This is a genomic window from Sphingomonas sp. VDB2 (genome assembly GCF_047946695.1).
Lineage (GTDB): Bacteria > Pseudomonadota > Alphaproteobacteria > Sphingomonadales > Sphingomonadaceae > Sphingobium > Sphingobium bisphenolicum.
Genome location: NZ_CP159615.1, coordinates 1760173 through 1773772, shown reverse-complemented (window position 1 = coordinate 1773772; position 13600 = coordinate 1760173). Strand labels below are relative to the sequence as shown.

Annotated in this window: 18 protein-coding genes; 13 read left to right on the top strand and 5 right to left on the bottom strand. The window is 65.4% G+C overall.

What is annotated here, in order from left to right; all coding sequences use genetic code 11:
- Positions 1 to 45 precede the first annotated feature (45 nt).
- Positions 46 to 585, top strand: coding sequence for a CAP domain-containing protein (locus tag ABT375_RS08710; protein WP_416464774.1), 540 nt, complete (start codon positions 46 to 48; stop codon positions 583 to 585).
- 160 nt (positions 586 to 745) lie between these two features.
- Positions 746 to 1525, top strand: coding sequence for a hypothetical protein (locus ABT375_RS08705; protein WP_416464773.1), 780 nt, complete (start codon positions 746 to 748; stop codon positions 1523 to 1525).
- A 23-nt stretch (positions 1526 to 1548) separates the two neighbouring features.
- Here the strand turns inward: ABT375_RS08705 and rdgB are convergent, their stop codons facing one another.
- Both rdgB and rph read right to left on the bottom strand, forming a co-directional pair.
- Positions 1549 to 2178, bottom strand: coding sequence for an RdgB/HAM1 family non-canonical purine NTP pyrophosphatase (gene rdgB / locus ABT375_RS08700; protein ID WP_224548705.1), 630 nt, complete (start codon positions 2176 to 2178; stop codon positions 1549 to 1551).
- Between the two features lie 87 nt (positions 2179 to 2265).
- Positions 2266 to 2982, bottom strand: a complete 717-nt coding sequence (gene rph / locus ABT375_RS08695) for a ribonuclease PH (protein WP_066604488.1) — start codon at positions 2980 to 2982, stop codon at positions 2266 to 2268.
- 143 nt (positions 2983 to 3125) lie between these two features.
- Here rph and ABT375_RS08690 point away from each other — a divergent pair, with 143 nt between their 5' ends.
- The 6 genes from ABT375_RS08690 (at position 3126) to ABT375_RS08665 (ending at position 7759) form a co-directional block, all read left to right on the top strand.
- On the top strand, positions 3126 to 3632 hold the full coding sequence (locus tag ABT375_RS08690) for a DUF6438 domain-containing protein (RefSeq protein ID WP_416464772.1): 507 nt from the start codon (positions 3126 to 3128) through the stop codon (positions 3630 to 3632).
- Between the two features lie 31 nt (positions 3633 to 3663).
- Positions 3664 to 4707, top strand: coding sequence for a heat-inducible transcriptional repressor HrcA (gene hrcA, locus ABT375_RS08685; RefSeq protein ID WP_224548710.1), 1044 nt, complete (start codon positions 3664 to 3666; stop codon positions 4705 to 4707).
- Complete coding sequence (grpE, locus tag ABT375_RS08680; protein ID WP_224548711.1) at positions 4704 to 5258, top strand: nucleotide exchange factor GrpE; 555 nt, start codon at positions 4704 to 4706, stop codon at positions 5256 to 5258. Before hrcA ends, grpE begins: the two co-directional genes overlap by 4 nt.
- A 95-nt stretch (positions 5259 to 5353) precedes the next feature.
- Positions 5354 to 6595, top strand: a complete 1242-nt coding sequence (locus ABT375_RS08675; protein WP_416464771.1) for a threonine synthase — start codon at positions 5354 to 5356, stop codon at positions 6593 to 6595.
- Between the two features lie 202 nt (positions 6596 to 6797).
- Entirely contained in the window at positions 6798 to 7475 is a 678-nt protein-coding gene (locus ABT375_RS08670; protein ID WP_416464770.1) for a PadR family transcriptional regulator, read from the top strand.
- A 2-nt stretch (positions 7476 to 7477) separates the two neighbouring features.
- Positions 7478 to 7759 carry a DUF2218 domain-containing protein gene (locus tag ABT375_RS08665; protein WP_416464769.1) on the top strand — a complete coding sequence of 94 codons (282 nt, stop codon included), beginning with the start codon at positions 7478 to 7480 and terminating at the stop codon, positions 7757 to 7759.
- A gap of 111 nt (positions 7760 to 7870) precedes the next feature.
- Here the strand turns inward: ABT375_RS08665 and ABT375_RS08660 are convergent, their stop codons facing one another.
- Positions 7871 to 9001: a M14-type cytosolic carboxypeptidase gene (locus ABT375_RS08660; protein ID WP_416464768.1), complete on the bottom strand. Its 1131-nt coding sequence runs from the start codon at positions 8999 to 9001 to the stop codon at positions 7871 to 7873.
- Positions 8998 to 9642, bottom strand: a complete 645-nt coding sequence (locus ABT375_RS08655; protein WP_416464767.1) for a DUF4136 domain-containing protein — start codon at positions 9640 to 9642, stop codon at positions 8998 to 9000. Before ABT375_RS08655 ends, ABT375_RS08660 begins: the two co-directional genes overlap by 4 nt.
- Before the next feature lie 212 nt (positions 9643 to 9854).
- Here ABT375_RS08655 and ykgO point away from each other — a divergent pair, with 212 nt between their 5' ends.
- Positions 9855 to 9980, top strand: coding sequence for a type B 50S ribosomal protein L36 (gene ykgO / locus ABT375_RS08650; protein WP_004210176.1), 126 nt, complete (start codon positions 9855 to 9857; stop codon positions 9978 to 9980).
- Positions 9981 to 10224: 244 nt separating this feature from the next.
- Here the strand turns inward: ykgO and pyk are convergent, their stop codons facing one another.
- On the bottom strand, positions 10225 to 11682 hold the full coding sequence (pyk, locus tag ABT375_RS08645) for a pyruvate kinase (protein WP_224548723.1): 1458 nt from the start codon (positions 11680 to 11682) through the stop codon (positions 10225 to 10227).
- 122 nt (positions 11683 to 11804) lie between these two features.
- Between pyk and ABT375_RS08640 the strand changes: the two genes are divergently transcribed.
- From ABT375_RS08640 to ABT375_RS08625, 4 genes are all read left to right on the top strand, one after another.
- Complete coding sequence (locus tag ABT375_RS08640; RefSeq protein WP_224548724.1) at positions 11805 to 12104, top strand: DUF1244 domain-containing protein; 300 nt, start codon at positions 11805 to 11807, stop codon at positions 12102 to 12104.
- A 48-nt stretch (positions 12105 to 12152) separates the two neighbouring features.
- Positions 12153 to 12395, top strand: coding sequence for a DUF2312 domain-containing protein (locus tag ABT375_RS08635; RefSeq protein WP_066860048.1), 243 nt, complete (start codon positions 12153 to 12155; stop codon positions 12393 to 12395).
- A gap of 26 nt (positions 12396 to 12421) precedes the next feature.
- Positions 12422 to 12748: a heavy metal-binding domain-containing protein gene (locus tag ABT375_RS08630; RefSeq protein WP_224548725.1), complete on the top strand. Its 327-nt coding sequence runs from the start codon at positions 12422 to 12424 to the stop codon at positions 12746 to 12748.
- 108 nt (positions 12749 to 12856) lie between these two features.
- Positions 12857 to 13600, top strand: coding sequence for a YebC/PmpR family DNA-binding transcriptional regulator (locus tag ABT375_RS08625; protein WP_261936326.1), 744 nt, complete (start codon positions 12857 to 12859; stop codon positions 13598 to 13600).

Below are 13600 nucleotides of genomic sequence, written 5' to 3'. Positions count from 1 at the left end.
GGGGGCAGCCCTAAAGCGTTTTTGCGCGCTTCGCTATGGGCAGCGATGCTGCCGGTTCTGCTGGTGACGGTGGGCGGCGCGCAGGCGGCTAGCGATAGCGACGGGACAGGTGCGCGCCCGGCGGGGGGCGCCGGCGCGGTGATGCCGGCGGCCTATTATGGCATGGTGGAAGCGGCGCGCGGCGATTTGCTGCTGCGCGCGGTGATGCTGGACGCGCATAATGGCGAGCGGGCATCGCTCGGCCTGCCCTTGCTGGACTGGGACGATGCACTGGCGGCCGATGCGGCGCGCTATGCCGACGACATGGCGCATAGCGGCGTCTTTCGTCATTCGCCGCGCACGGGCCGCACCATCCCCAGTGGCGAAAATCTGTGGATGGGACCGCGCCGGCTCTATGGCTACCAGGCTATGGTCGGGTCGTTCCTGGACGAAAAGCGCTTCACCCGGATCGCGGGCAAGCTGCCCGACCTCAGCAGCACCGGGCGCTGGCAGGATGTCGGCCATTATACCCAGATGATCTGGCGCGGCACGAGGAAGATCGGCTGCGCGCTGGGTGAAGGGGCCAATGCCGATTATCTGGTGTGACGCTATTTCCCGGCTGGCAACGCCTTCGGTCGGGGGCCGCTGGATGCGGATGCGGCGCCGATGGCGGAAACGCAGGTCGCCAGCGCCGCCAAATAGGCGGCAATGGATATTTCTCCCGACGGCGTGCATTGAGCAGGGAAGATCGCCAGAGGAGAAGAGGATGCGCCACGCGTCATTGTCAGGGATCGTTTCGGGCTGCGCGTTGCTGGCGCTGAGCGCCTGCGGGGCGCCATCACAGCCGGAGCGCAAGGCGGACGAACTGGCCAGCAATGGCGTCGCGGCCCCGGCAGTCGAAACGCCCGGCAACCAGAATGTGGCACAAAGCCCCATGCCTGATGCCGCGCCGGCTGCCGAGAGTGCGAGCGCCGCGCCGCTATCCTGCGCGGCGGATATCGGATCGGCCGCGGCGGCCAAGCGCGTGGCGATCTGTCGCAACGTGTCGCCCGCCACCCATCCGCCCTGCAACGCCGCCAATAGCTGCGCCATGATCGAGGATGAAATCGCCCGCAGTTGCGCCCTGTTCGACGGCAAGGGCGAACCGATGGCCGGATGCGATCCCGCGCCCAAGAGTATGGCGGCGGCGGTCGCGGTGGTGCAGCGCTATTATTCGGCGATCAACGCGCGTGACTATGGCACGGCCTGGGCGCAATGGGGGGATGACGGCCCGCCCAACCAGACGCTGGACAAGTTCCAGGCGGGCTTCGCCGGCACCCGGTCGACGCGGGTGACGATCGGCAAGCTGGAGCCGGGCGATGCCGGCGCAGGATCGATCTACCAGACGGTGCCGGTGACGGTCGATTCGCAACTGCGGGACGGGACGCGCCAGCGCTTCGCCGGCGACTATGTCGTGCGCCGCGTCAACGATGTCGACGGCGCGTCGGCCAGCCAGTTGCGCTGGCATATCGGCCAGGCGAAGCTGAAGGCCGTGCCGATACGCTGAGCGGCGCGATCGGCCGGCCGGCGTCAGAAAACGGCCGCGACCAGTTTGTCGAAGGCCCTGGCGCGATGGCTCATGGCGTGCTTGGCGTCCGGATCCATCTCGCCGAAGCTGATGTCATGGTCCAGCGGCACGAACATGGGGTCGTAGCCGAAGCCTTGCCCGCCGCGCGGCGGCCAGACGAGCGTCCCGTCGATCCGCCCCTCGAATGCCTCGACATGGCCATCGGGCCAGGCGAGCGCGAGGGCGCAGATGAAATGGGCGTCATGGCCCGCATCCGGCCCCTTGGCCTCGACCCCGTCCCAGACTTTCTGCATGGCGAGCGTGAAATCCTTAGTCGGGCCGGCCCAGCGCGCCGAAAACAGACCGGGATCGCCGCCCAGCGCCTCGACGCACAGGCCGCTGTCGTCGGCGAGGGCAGGCAGGCCGGACAGGTCGGCCGCCTGCATCGCCTTCAATTCGGCATTGGCGATGAAGGTGGTGCCGGTTTCTTCGGGCTCGGGCAGGTCGAGCGACGCGGCGGAGATCGGCTCGATCCCGAACGGGCCGAGCAGGGCGGCGATTTCGCGCACCTTGCCGGGATTGTGGCTGGCGATCACCAGCTTGCCGGGGGCGAGCTTGCGGATCGCCTGTTCCTGTCCGAAATCGTCGCTCATGCAGCTTACTATCTCCGTTCACTTCGAGCTTGTCGAGAAGCGGTTTCAAGGAAAGGTTCTCGACAGGCTCGAACCGAACGTCTGTGCTTACCGGCCTGTCGCGACATCCTGCGCGGCGAAAATCTTGGCGCAGCCGATGCGGGCGAGGCGGAGCAGGCGGAGCAGTTCTTCCTCGTCATAGGCGGCGCCTTCGGCCGTCGCCTGCACTTCGGCGAACTTGCCGTCGCCGGTCAGGATCAGGTTGGCGTCCGTCTCGGCGTTGCTGTCCTCGGCATAGTCGAGGTCGAGCACCGGCGTGCCTTCGAAAATGCCGCAGCTGATCGCGGCAACCTTCTGGATGATCGGGTCTTCCTTGAGCGCGCCCGACGCCAGCAGCTTGTCGACCGCGATTCGCAGCGCGACCCAGCTACCCGAAATGGCTGCCGTGCGCGTGCCGCCATCGGCCTGGATCACGTCGCAATCGACCACGATCTGGCGCTCGCCCAGCTTCTTGAGGTCCACGACCGTGCGCAGCGACCGGCCGATCAGGCGCTGGATTTCCTGCGTGCGGCCCGACTGCTTGCCCTTGGCCGCCTCACGGCTGCCGCGGGTGTGGGTGGCACGGGGCAACATGCCATATTCGGCCGTGACCCAGCCCGACCCCTTGCCGCGCAGGAAAGGCGGCACCTTTTCCTCGACCGATGCGGTGCACAGCACGCGGGTGTCGCCGAAGCTGATGAGGCAGCTTCCCTCGGCATGGATGGTGAAGCCAGGCTCCATGGTGATGTCGCGCATCTGGTCGGGCGCGCGGCCGGAAGGACGCATAATTTCTACTCCGAAGCGTTCAGATAGCGGCCGTCCCTGCGGAATGCCGCCAATGCGCCGAAAAGCGCACTTAACAGGCCGCTTAGCGCCCGCTGACGTTTCTTGCCAGTGTCACGGCGACAATTAGGCGATAAGGAGAGGGCATGGGACGCATATCGACACTCACCGCCATGCTGCTGCTGGCCGGTTGCACGGCCGCCGAACCGGGGCTGGAACCGCCCAAGGCGCCGGGCGACATCATCCGCTTTACCGCCGGGCGCTGCTTCGGCGCCTGCCCGGCCTATACGTTGCAGGTGTCGCCGGACGGGTCGGGGCTGCTGGAGCCGGAACGCTTCACCTCCGTTCCCGGCCCGACGCGCTTCACCGTAACGAGTGCGCAATATGGCAAGCTGGTGACGACGCTGGCGCCGCATCGCCCGGCGGCGGGGACGGTGCAGAAAATCGCTCACGGCCAGAATTGCGAGCGTTTCGCCACCGACATGCCCGGCTACGTCGTCGAATGGAGCCGCCCGGGGCAAAATGCGACGCGGCTGGAATTCCAGTCCGGCTGCATGGATACGCGCTATGGTCGGCTGCGGGTCGCTTTGGCGGCGGTGCCGAAGATATTGGACGTGCAATCCATGCTCAATCCCAAGGCGGTCGCGCCTTGAGCCTGCGCCCCCGTCTGCCTAGATAAGAACCATGTCGGTCACTCCGATCTCCGAATTGAACGAGCGCGCGCGCGATGTCTTCCGCCTGGTGGTGGAAAATTATCTCGGCACCGGCCTGCCGGTGGGATCGCGCACGATCAGCAAGCTGGCGACATTGAGCCTGTCGCCGGCGTCGATTCGCAACGTCATGCAGGATCTGGAGGAACTGGGCCTGCTCGCTGCGCCGCACACCTCCGCCGGGCGGATGCCGACCGAAACGGGGCTGCGCCTGTTCGTCGACGGGATGATGCAGGCGGCGGCGCCGTCGGCCGAAGAACGGCGCGCGATCGAGGCCGGGCTGGTCGAAAGCGGCCCGATTGAGGAAGCGCTGTCCGCCGCCACCGCGGCGCTGTCGGGCCTGTCGGCCTGCGCCGGGATCGTCATGGTGCCGCGGCGCGAGCCGGTGCTGCGCCAGTTCGGTTTCGTGCCCCTGAACGACCGGCAGGCGCTGGCGGTGCTGGTGGGGCAGGACGGATCGGTCGAAAACCGGGTGCTGGACCTGCCGCCAGCCGTCACCCCGTCCATGTTGAACGAAGCGGCGAACTTCATGTCGGCGCGTTTTGCCGGGATGACGCTGCGCCAGGCGGGCGACCAGTTGAGCCGGGAGATGGAGACGGAGCGCAGCCTGCTCGACGGCGCGGCGCGCGAACTGGTGGAACGCGGCATCGCCATCTGGTCGCAGGATGCCGACGATCGGCCGGTGCTGATCGTGCGCGGGCAGGCGCATCTGATCGATGACGGCACCGCCGCCGACCTGGAACGGGTGCGCCAGTTGCTGGAACAATTGGAAGGCAAACAGGAGATTTCCCGGCTGCTGGAAAGCGCGCTGGCGGGCAGCGCGACCAAAATCTTCATCGGCTCGGAAAACAAGCTCTTTTCCCTGTCGGGTTCTTCGGTCATAGCCGCCCCCTACCGTGGCGCGGACGGCCGGGTCGTCGGCGTGGTCGGCGTGATCGGCCCCACGCGCTTGAACTATGCGCGGGTGATCCCCATGGTGGACTTCACAGCACAGACGCTATCGAGATTGATGAGATGAGCGAAAACAAAGACACTATCGAAAACACCGAAGTCGTGGACGCGCTGCCGGAAGACGCCGCGCCCGCTGGCGATGCCGCAGCCGAGAAGATCGCAGCTCTGGAGGCGGAACTGGCCACCGCCAGGCAGGACATTCTCTACGCCCATGCCGATACGCAGAATGTGCGCCGCCGGCTGGAAAAGGAACTGGGCGACGCGCGCGCCTATGCCGCAACGGCCTTCGCCCGCGACATATTGTCGGTCGCCGATAATCTGAGCCGTGCGCTCGCCGCCATTCCCGCCGACCTGCGCGAGGATGAGAAGTTCAAGGGCCTAGTCATCGGTCTCGAAGCCACCGGCCGTGAACTGGACAGCGTGTTCGGCCGCAACGGCATCACGAAGATTGAATCGGTCGGCCAGCCGCTCGACCCCAACAAGCATCAGGCGATGATGGAAGTTCCCTCGGCCGACGCCGCGCCGGGCACGATCCTGATCGAGATGCAGGCTGGCTATATGATCAAGGACCGTCTGCTGCGTCCCGCCATGGTCAGCGTGGCGAAGGCGCCGGAATAAGCTTTTCGATCCGTTCGGGCTGAGCCTGTCGAAGCCCTTTCTTTTCTTAAAGAAGAGAGGCCCTTCGACAGGCTCAGGGCGAACGGAGATTATAGGTGCGCCACGACCTCAACCTGACCACCGATCGCCCCACTTTCGTCACCCATCTGGAATGTTCGCTGACCGGCGAGCGTTATGGGGCCGATGAACTGCATGGGCTGTCGGCGGCGGGGAAGCCGCTGCTGGTGCGCTATGATCTGGACGGCGTGCGCGCGACGTTGACCAAGGCGGCGTTGGCGCAGCGGCCGATGGACCTGTGGCGTTGGCGAGAATTGCTCCCGGTGCGGCAGACCGCCAACATCGTCAGCCTGGGCGAAAATGCGACGCCGCTTATCTCGCTGCCGCGCACCGCCGCGCGGCTGGGCGGGGCACATCTGATGGCCAAGGATGAGGGGCGGTTACCCACTGCCTCGTTCAAGGCGCGCGGTTTGGTCATGGCGGTGTCCATGGCCAAGGAACTGGGCGTGACCCAGGTGGCGATGCCGACCAACGGCAATGCCGGCGCGGCGCTGGCCGCCTATGCCGCGGTCGCGGGGATGGAGGCGATGATCTTCTGCCCCGACGACACGCCTGAGATCAACGTGCGCGAGATCGCGGCACAGGGTGCGCGCGTCTATCGCGTCAACGGCCTGATCGACGATTGCGGGGCGATCGTGGGGCAGGGGGCGAAGGCGCGCGGCTGGTTCGACTTCTCGACGCTCAAGGAGCCCTATCGGATCGAGGGCAAGAAGACGATGGGGCTGGAACTGGCCGAACAGCTCGGCTGGGAGCTGCCCGACGCGATCTTCTATCCCACCGGCGGCGGCACCGGCCTGATCGGCATGTGGAAGGCGTTCGACGAACTGGAGAAGATCGGTTTCATCGGCGCTAAGCGGCCCAAGATGTTCGCGGTGCAGGCCGAAGGTTGCGCGCCGATGGTCCGCGCGTTCGAACAGGGCGTCGAGTTCGCCGACCGCTGGGAGGATGCCCACACCGTCGCCATGGGCATTCGCGTGCCGCGTGCGGTGGGCGACTTCCTGATCCTGCGTGCGGTGCGAGACAGCGGCGGTGCGGCGCTGGCCGTGTCTGACGCGGCGATCATGGCGGCGGTGTGCGATGTCGCGCGCGACGACGGACTGCTGCTCTGTCCGGAGGGCGGGGCGACGTTGGCGGCCTATCAACGCGCGCTGGACGAAGGGCTGATCGGGCGGGAGGATCGCGCGGTGCTGTTCAACTGCGCCAGCGGCCTGAAATATCCGCTGGAGGACCAGAGCCGCACGCTGGATCGCCACGCGCCGATCGATTTTGCCGCGCTCTGAAGCTGGCTCCGTTCAATCAGGCTGCGTGTTCCCGCGCAGGCGGGAACCCAGTCCCGTGGTCTAAACTGGGTTTCCGCCTACACGGAACACGTAATCTTTTTCTCTTGGCGACGGCCTCCGATACAGAATGATACATTTAAGATCTATCGTAACTCTTGACGGCCAAGATTTTTAAGATATATCGCAATGCATCATGACATATATGAAAGACCTAATGATGCATTTCCCCTATTCTCATCGCGGCCGCCATGGCGGTCATCATCCCGGCGCTGGCCGATTCGGTTCGCCTGACGGCTTTGGTCGTGGCGACGGATTCGGCGGGGGGCGTGGCGGCCCGTTCGGTGGCGATCCCTTCGGCGAGGACGGCCTGCGCGGCGGCGGCCATGGTGGCCGGGGCGGTCGTGGCGGCGGCGGCGGTCGCCGACGTCTGTTCGACAATGAAACGCTGCGCCTGATCCTGCTGAAGCTGATCGCCGACGAGCCGCGCCATGGCTATGAGCTGATCCGCGCGATCGAGGCGCTGTCGGGCGAAGCCTATGCGCCCAGCCCCGGCGTCGTCTATCCTACGCTGACCATGTTGGCGGAGATGGACCTGATCGTCGAGGAACCGAGCGAAGGCAGCCGCAAACGCTTCGCCATCACCGATGCCGGAGCAGCGCAGATCGCCGAGCGGCAGGCGGCCCTGGACCTCGCGCTCGCCCGCCTGGCGTCGCTGGCGCAGAAGGCCGAACGTGTCGATGGCGGGCCGGTGCGCCGCGCCATGCATAATCTGCGCTTCGCGGTGCAGCAGCGGCTTGAAAAGGAGGGGGCGGATAACCAAACCCTGTTCGACATCGCCGCCCTGATCGACGAAGCCGTCAACAAGATCGAAAGGCTCTGATCATGACCCTGACCGCCACCGTGCCGACCACCAACGGCAGCCGCTATCTGCAACAGCTTTGCAAACATTGGAGCCACAAGTTCGAGGTGGAGTTCGACGCCGACAAGGGTGAGATCGTCAACTTTCCCATGGGACCGATCCGCATGGCGGCGGAGCCGGACGCGCTGGTTGTGACCATAGACCCGAAGCCTGACGCCGATATAGAACGGTTCAAGCAGGTGGTGGCGGATCATCTGGACCGCTTCGCGTTCCGGGAGGCGCCGCTGCCGTTTGATTGGCATTGAAATAAGACAACCACCTCCGTTCGCCCTGAGCCTGTCGAAGGGCCTCTCTTGTTGGAAGACATAGAGGGGCTTCGACAAGCTCAGCCCGAACGGAGGTCAGGTAGTTCCCCTTTAGATATCCTCGATCATCTCCGCCAGCACCGCCAGGCAATCCTTGGCGAGCTGGATCGACCGCGCCGGAGACCAGCCGAAATCGGCGTCCGGCAGGTCGTCATTATCCTTGAACGGCATCTCCAGCGTCATCGCCACCGCGCCGAAGCGTTCGGCGAGCTGGTTGGTGGACATGGACAGGTTCGCCTTGCCCGCCCCCGCCACCGGATAGCCCAGCCGCGTCTGGAAATCCGGGGTGCGGGCCGCCAACGTGTCGCGATAGCGGTGATAGAGCGCGACCTGCCGATCGGTGATCGACGGGATACCCTCGAAACCCGCGATGAACACCGCGGGAATCGCCTCGTCGCCATGGACGTCCATGGCGAAATCGACGCCGGTCTCGTCCATCGCATTGCGCGCCATCAGCACTTCGGGGCTGCGCTCGGCCGTCGGCTCATGCCATTCGCGATTGAGGTTCACGCCGACCGCATTGGTGCGCAGATGGCCGCGACGACTGCCATCCGGGTTCATATTGGGGATCAGATGGATCGTCGCTTGTCTGCGCAGCAGGCGGGCCACCGCATCTTCCTCGTCGCACAGGCGCTCCAGCGCGCCTTCCATCCACCATTGCGCCATCGTCTCGCCGGGATGCTGGCGCGCATAGAGCCAGACCTGCTTCGGTCCGTCGCCGATCGTCAGCAGGTCGAGCGGCTGGCCGTCCAGGGTCAGCCCCAGTTCGCGATGTTCGACGCCCGGCTGGGTCGCGGCCCAGGCGATGAGGTCGTGGTGCCGCTCCATCGAATAGGGCGCGAAATAGGCGATCCATACCGCATTGCTGTCCGGCTCCAGCCGGATCGTCAGCATGCCGTCGGCATAGCTTGTGTCGGCCTGGACCCAATTGTCGCGATCCTCGCTCACCCGCGCGCTGTAACCGGCCCAGCCGTCGGGATAGGCCGATCCCGCCGCGTTCACGATCGCCAGTTCCACTTCGCGGCCCGCCGCATTGGCGAGCCGGAAATGGAACCATTGGTAGAAGTCGCTCTGGTGATCCGTCACGATCTCCAGCACGGCGCGGACGCCGGCCGGCGTGTCGGCGATGGAGAGGACGCGAATATTGCCGCTGTCGAAGCCGCTGGAAATGCTGATGCTCATTTGACCGTTATAGTGCGCCCCGATTCACCCGGATAGCCCCCGATCAAGGCTGAAGCGAGTTTCTGGGCGGCGGTGGCGGGTTGGGCCGCGGCCGACCCCTGCTTCGCCTGGGTCGATGCGCGGCCTTCCCAGATCGCCGTCGAATCGGACCTGCGGCGCAACTGCACATGGAGTTCGGTCGTCACGATATCCTTGGGCTTGCCCGACAGGTTGATGCCGACGCCCAGGCCAAGCCCGCCGAAGGTGCCGCCACGGCGACCGCCCCCGCTGCCGATGCCGCCGCCCACGCCGACGCTGACCGGGCTTTCGCTGCGGCGGTCCGGTCCGGATGGGCGGAAGGTGCGGGTGAAGCTGACCAGCGCGACATAATCGCTCTGGGCGCCGTCCTCAGCGGTGAAGCCGATACGCTGCAATTCCTGCGATACGGCGCTGGCATAGGTGCGGAATTCCAGGCTGATATCCGGATTGCCCGGCATTTCCTCTACCGCGACGGTGCCCGACTGGGCAGGATTGCCCATATGGAAGCGGGTCACTTCCACGCGCGGCGCGGCCGTCGCGCTGGCGCCAAGGGAGAGGCCGCCCAGAAGGAGGGCGCCCAGGAAAAGCTTTGGGGCGGCAAGGCGGGGACGGCGCTTCGACATGAGTTCAACTCCAACGGGCATGCGGCATGACAGGGCACCACATAGACGGTGCGGGGGCCATAATCCCCTCAAACGCTTGAAGCCACGAACTTGCTGCATAGGGGATGAACAGAGTCGAAAGAGCGGCTGCCGCCCTTGACTTTGGCCCGCCCGACCCATAGGGGCTGCGCTTCGAAATTCGACCACACCAGATTCATCAAGGGCCGTCTGCCATGAAGATCCGCAACTCGCTCAAGTCGCTCAAGGGCCGCCACCGGGACAACCGCGTGATCCGTCGTCGCGGCCGCACCTACGTCATCAACAAGACCAACCGCCGCTTCAAGGCCCGCCAGGGCTAAAAGGCAGGCGCTATCGCCCATTCGGGCGGTGGGTCTTTAGGCAATGTGGCAGGCGCCCGGTCGATGATCGGGCGCCTTTCCGCGTTCGCTTGGGTGCGTGATTTGCCGAATCGACGGTCGGGTTTCCCAAGGCCGTTCGTTTCCAGCGAAGCCGAGTTTAGCGAAGCTGAGCGCAAAGCTCGGTGCTACCGCTTCTCGACTTTACTGGAAGCGAACGGAGGAATTGGCCTCACCCGGCCTGCGTTCAGCCCTCGTCGCGGCCCTTCAACTCGTCGCCGCGAATCGCCGTGACGTGCAGCACGTTGGTCGATCCGGGCGTGCCGAAGGGAACGCCGGCCAGCACCACGATCTTGCCGCCCTTTTCGGTCATGCCGTGGCGCAGCGCCATGCGTCGGGCCTTGCCGATCATTTCCTCGAACGTGCCGATATCCTTGGTGCGGATGGCGTGGACGCCCCAGGTCAGGCCCAGCTTGCGCGCGGTGTCGGTGCGCGGGGTCAGCGCCAGGATCGGCGCGTCGGGGCGTTCGCGCGCGACGCGGCGCACCGTGCTGCCCGATGAGGTGAAGCAGGTGATGGCGCTGGCGCCTACGACCGCGACGATATTGCCCGCCGCTTCGGCCAGCGCGTCGGCGGTGGTGGGATCGGGCTTCGTCTCGGTATAATGGAGCCGGCCGAAATAGCCCGGATCGCGCTCCACGCTATGCGCGATGCTGTCCATCATCGTCACCGCCTCAACCGGCCAGTCGCCTGCCGCCGTCTCCGCAGACAGCATGATGGCGTCCGCGCCGTCATAGACCGCCGTCGCCACGTCCGACACTTCGGCGCGGGTGGGGGAGGGGGACTTGATCATCGATTCGAGCATTTGGGTCGCGACCACCACGGGGCGTCCCATCCGCCGCGCGGTGGCGACGATCTGCTTCTGGAGCGGCGGCACGGCCTGCGGCGGCAGTTCGACGCCCAGGTCGCCGCGCGCCACCATCACGCCGTCGGCCAGTTCGATAATCTCCTCCAGCCGCTGCACGGCCGACGGCTTCTCGATCTTCGCCATCAGCGCGCCATAGCCGCCCATCAGCTTGCGCGCCTCGGCCAGATCCTCGGGCCGCTGCACGAAGCTCAAGGCGATCCAGTCGCAGCCCTGGCTCATCGCGAAGCTGAGGTCGCGCCGATCCTTGTCGGTCAGCGCCGGCACCGGCACCACTACGTCGGGCACGTTCACGCCCTTGCGGTTGGACAGGGCGCCGCCGACTTCGACGATCGTGTCGATCCGGTCGGCGCCGATCGCCTTCACCCGCAGCACCAGCTTGCCATCGTCCAGCAGCAGCCGGGTTTCTGGCACCAGCGCGGCGTAGATTTCGGGATGGGGCAGGTTGACGCGGCGGGCATTGCCCGGCGTTTCGTCCCGGTCGAGGATGAAGGCCGCCCCCGTCTCCAATATGGCGAGGCCCTTTTCGAAGGTGCCGACGCGCAGTTTTGGTCCCTGCAGGTCGCCCAGGATCGTCGTGGGCCGCTGGAATTCTTTTTCCAGCGCGCGGATGATGGCGATGCGCGCGGCATGATCCTCATGCGCGCCATGGCTCATATTGATGCGGAAGGCGTCGGCCCCGGCGACGAACAGCGCCCGGATCATTTCGGGCGTATCGCTCGCAGGACCAAGGGTCGCCAGGATGCGGACCTTGCGTGAGCGGGGCGGTAACTTCGTCATGGCTTCTCCTGACCGTCATGATCGTCCCCGGCTTGGCCTTGTCGGCCTTGCCAGTGCGTCGTTATGGGTTATCCGTACTGCACGACAGGATGATGTAGATCAGCGAAAGGTTTCTCACGCCGATGACCGACAGCATAGTCACAGATGCCGTGGCCGCAACCGCCTTCCGCCGTCTGGTCGCGCATTTGCAGCACCGCACCGACGTCGAGAATATCGATCTGATGGGGTTGGCGGGCTTTTGCCGCAACTGCCTGGCCGACTGGATCGCGGAGGCGGACGGCGAGATGACGCGCGATCAGGCGCGCGAAATCATCCACGGCATGCCTTTTTCGGAATGGAAGGACCGGCATCAGGGCGAAGCGACGCCGCAACAGATCGCAAAGATGCAGGAGAGTGTGGCGAAGAACGCGGACAGGCATTAGAGGCGTCCGCCAGCCCGATTCACATTTCACACCTGCACGGAGATTCCCATGAGCGAACCCAATGTCGCCGCCGACCAGCTACGCCTCTTCATAGAGCGCATCGAGCGCCTGGAAGAGGAAAAGAAGGGTATCGGCGACGATATCAAGGACGTCTATCTGGAGGCCAAGGCCAACGGCTATGACGGCAAGATCATGCGCCAGATCGTCCGCCTGCGGAAGATGCAGCCGCATGACCGCCAGGAAATGGAAGCCATCCTCCAGACCTATCTTGCTGCGCTGGGGATGGAATAACTTTTTGTAATCAAGGAGAAGCGCCCATGTCCGAGATCATCGTCAGCACCACCAGCCGCCTGGAAGGGCGACCGGCGAAGGACTATCTCGGCATCGTCACCGGCGAGGTGATCGTGGGCGCCAATCTGTTTCGCGACCTGTTCGCCAGCGTCCGCGACATCGTGGGCGGGCGGTCGGGCGCTTATGAGGATGTGCTGCAACGCGCCCGCGAACAGGCGATCGCCGAAATGCGCACGCGCGCTGCGACGCTGGGCGCCAATGCCGTGGTCGGCGTCGACCTTGACTATGAAGTCATCGGCTCCAACGGGTCGATGCTGATGGTGTCGGCGTCGGGCACCGCGATCCTCTACTGAGGCAAAGAGATGCCGGCAGCGGCTGGACCGCGCTGGCGGTTGCCCTTTGGGCGGCCGCTGGTGTAAGGGCGCGCATCACAGTCAACCGGCAGATAAGAATTCAGGACCATGGCAGGCCATTCCAAATTCAAGAACATCATGCATCGCAAGGGCGCGCAGGACAAGAAGCGCTCTTCGATGTTCTCCAAGCTCAGCCGCGAAATCACGGTCGCGGCCAAGATGGGTATGCCCGACCCGGACATGAACCCGCGTCTGCGCCTGGCGGTCAACGCCGCCAAGGCCCAGTCCATGCCCAAGGATAATATCCAGCGCGCGATCGACAAGGCGAACGCGGCGGGCGGCGAGAATTACGAGGAAGTGCGTTACGAGGGCTATGGCCCCGCCGGTATCGCCATCATCGTCGAGGCGCTGACCGACAACCGTAATCGCACGGCAACCAACATCCGCACCGCCTTTTCCAAAAATGGCGGCAATCTGGGTGCGTCGGGTGCGGTCAGCCATGGTTTCGACCGGGTCGGCCTGATCAGCTATCCGGCGAGCGCGGGGGACGCCGACGCGATCTTCGAAGCGGCGCTGGAAGCGGGCGCGGAGGACGTGTCGTCCAACGAGGACGAGCATGAAATCTGGACCGCCATGGACGCCCTTCACGAGGTCGCCAAGGCGCTGGAAGCCAAGCTGGGCGCCGCCGACAGCGCGAAGCTCGCCTGGAAGCCGCAGATCACCGTCGATGTCGATGAAGCCAATGCCGCCACGCTGATGAAGCTGGTCGACACGCTGGAGGATGACGACGACGTCCAGACCGTCTGGGGCAATTATGAAGTGTCCGATGCTGTGATGGAGAAGCTGGGTTGA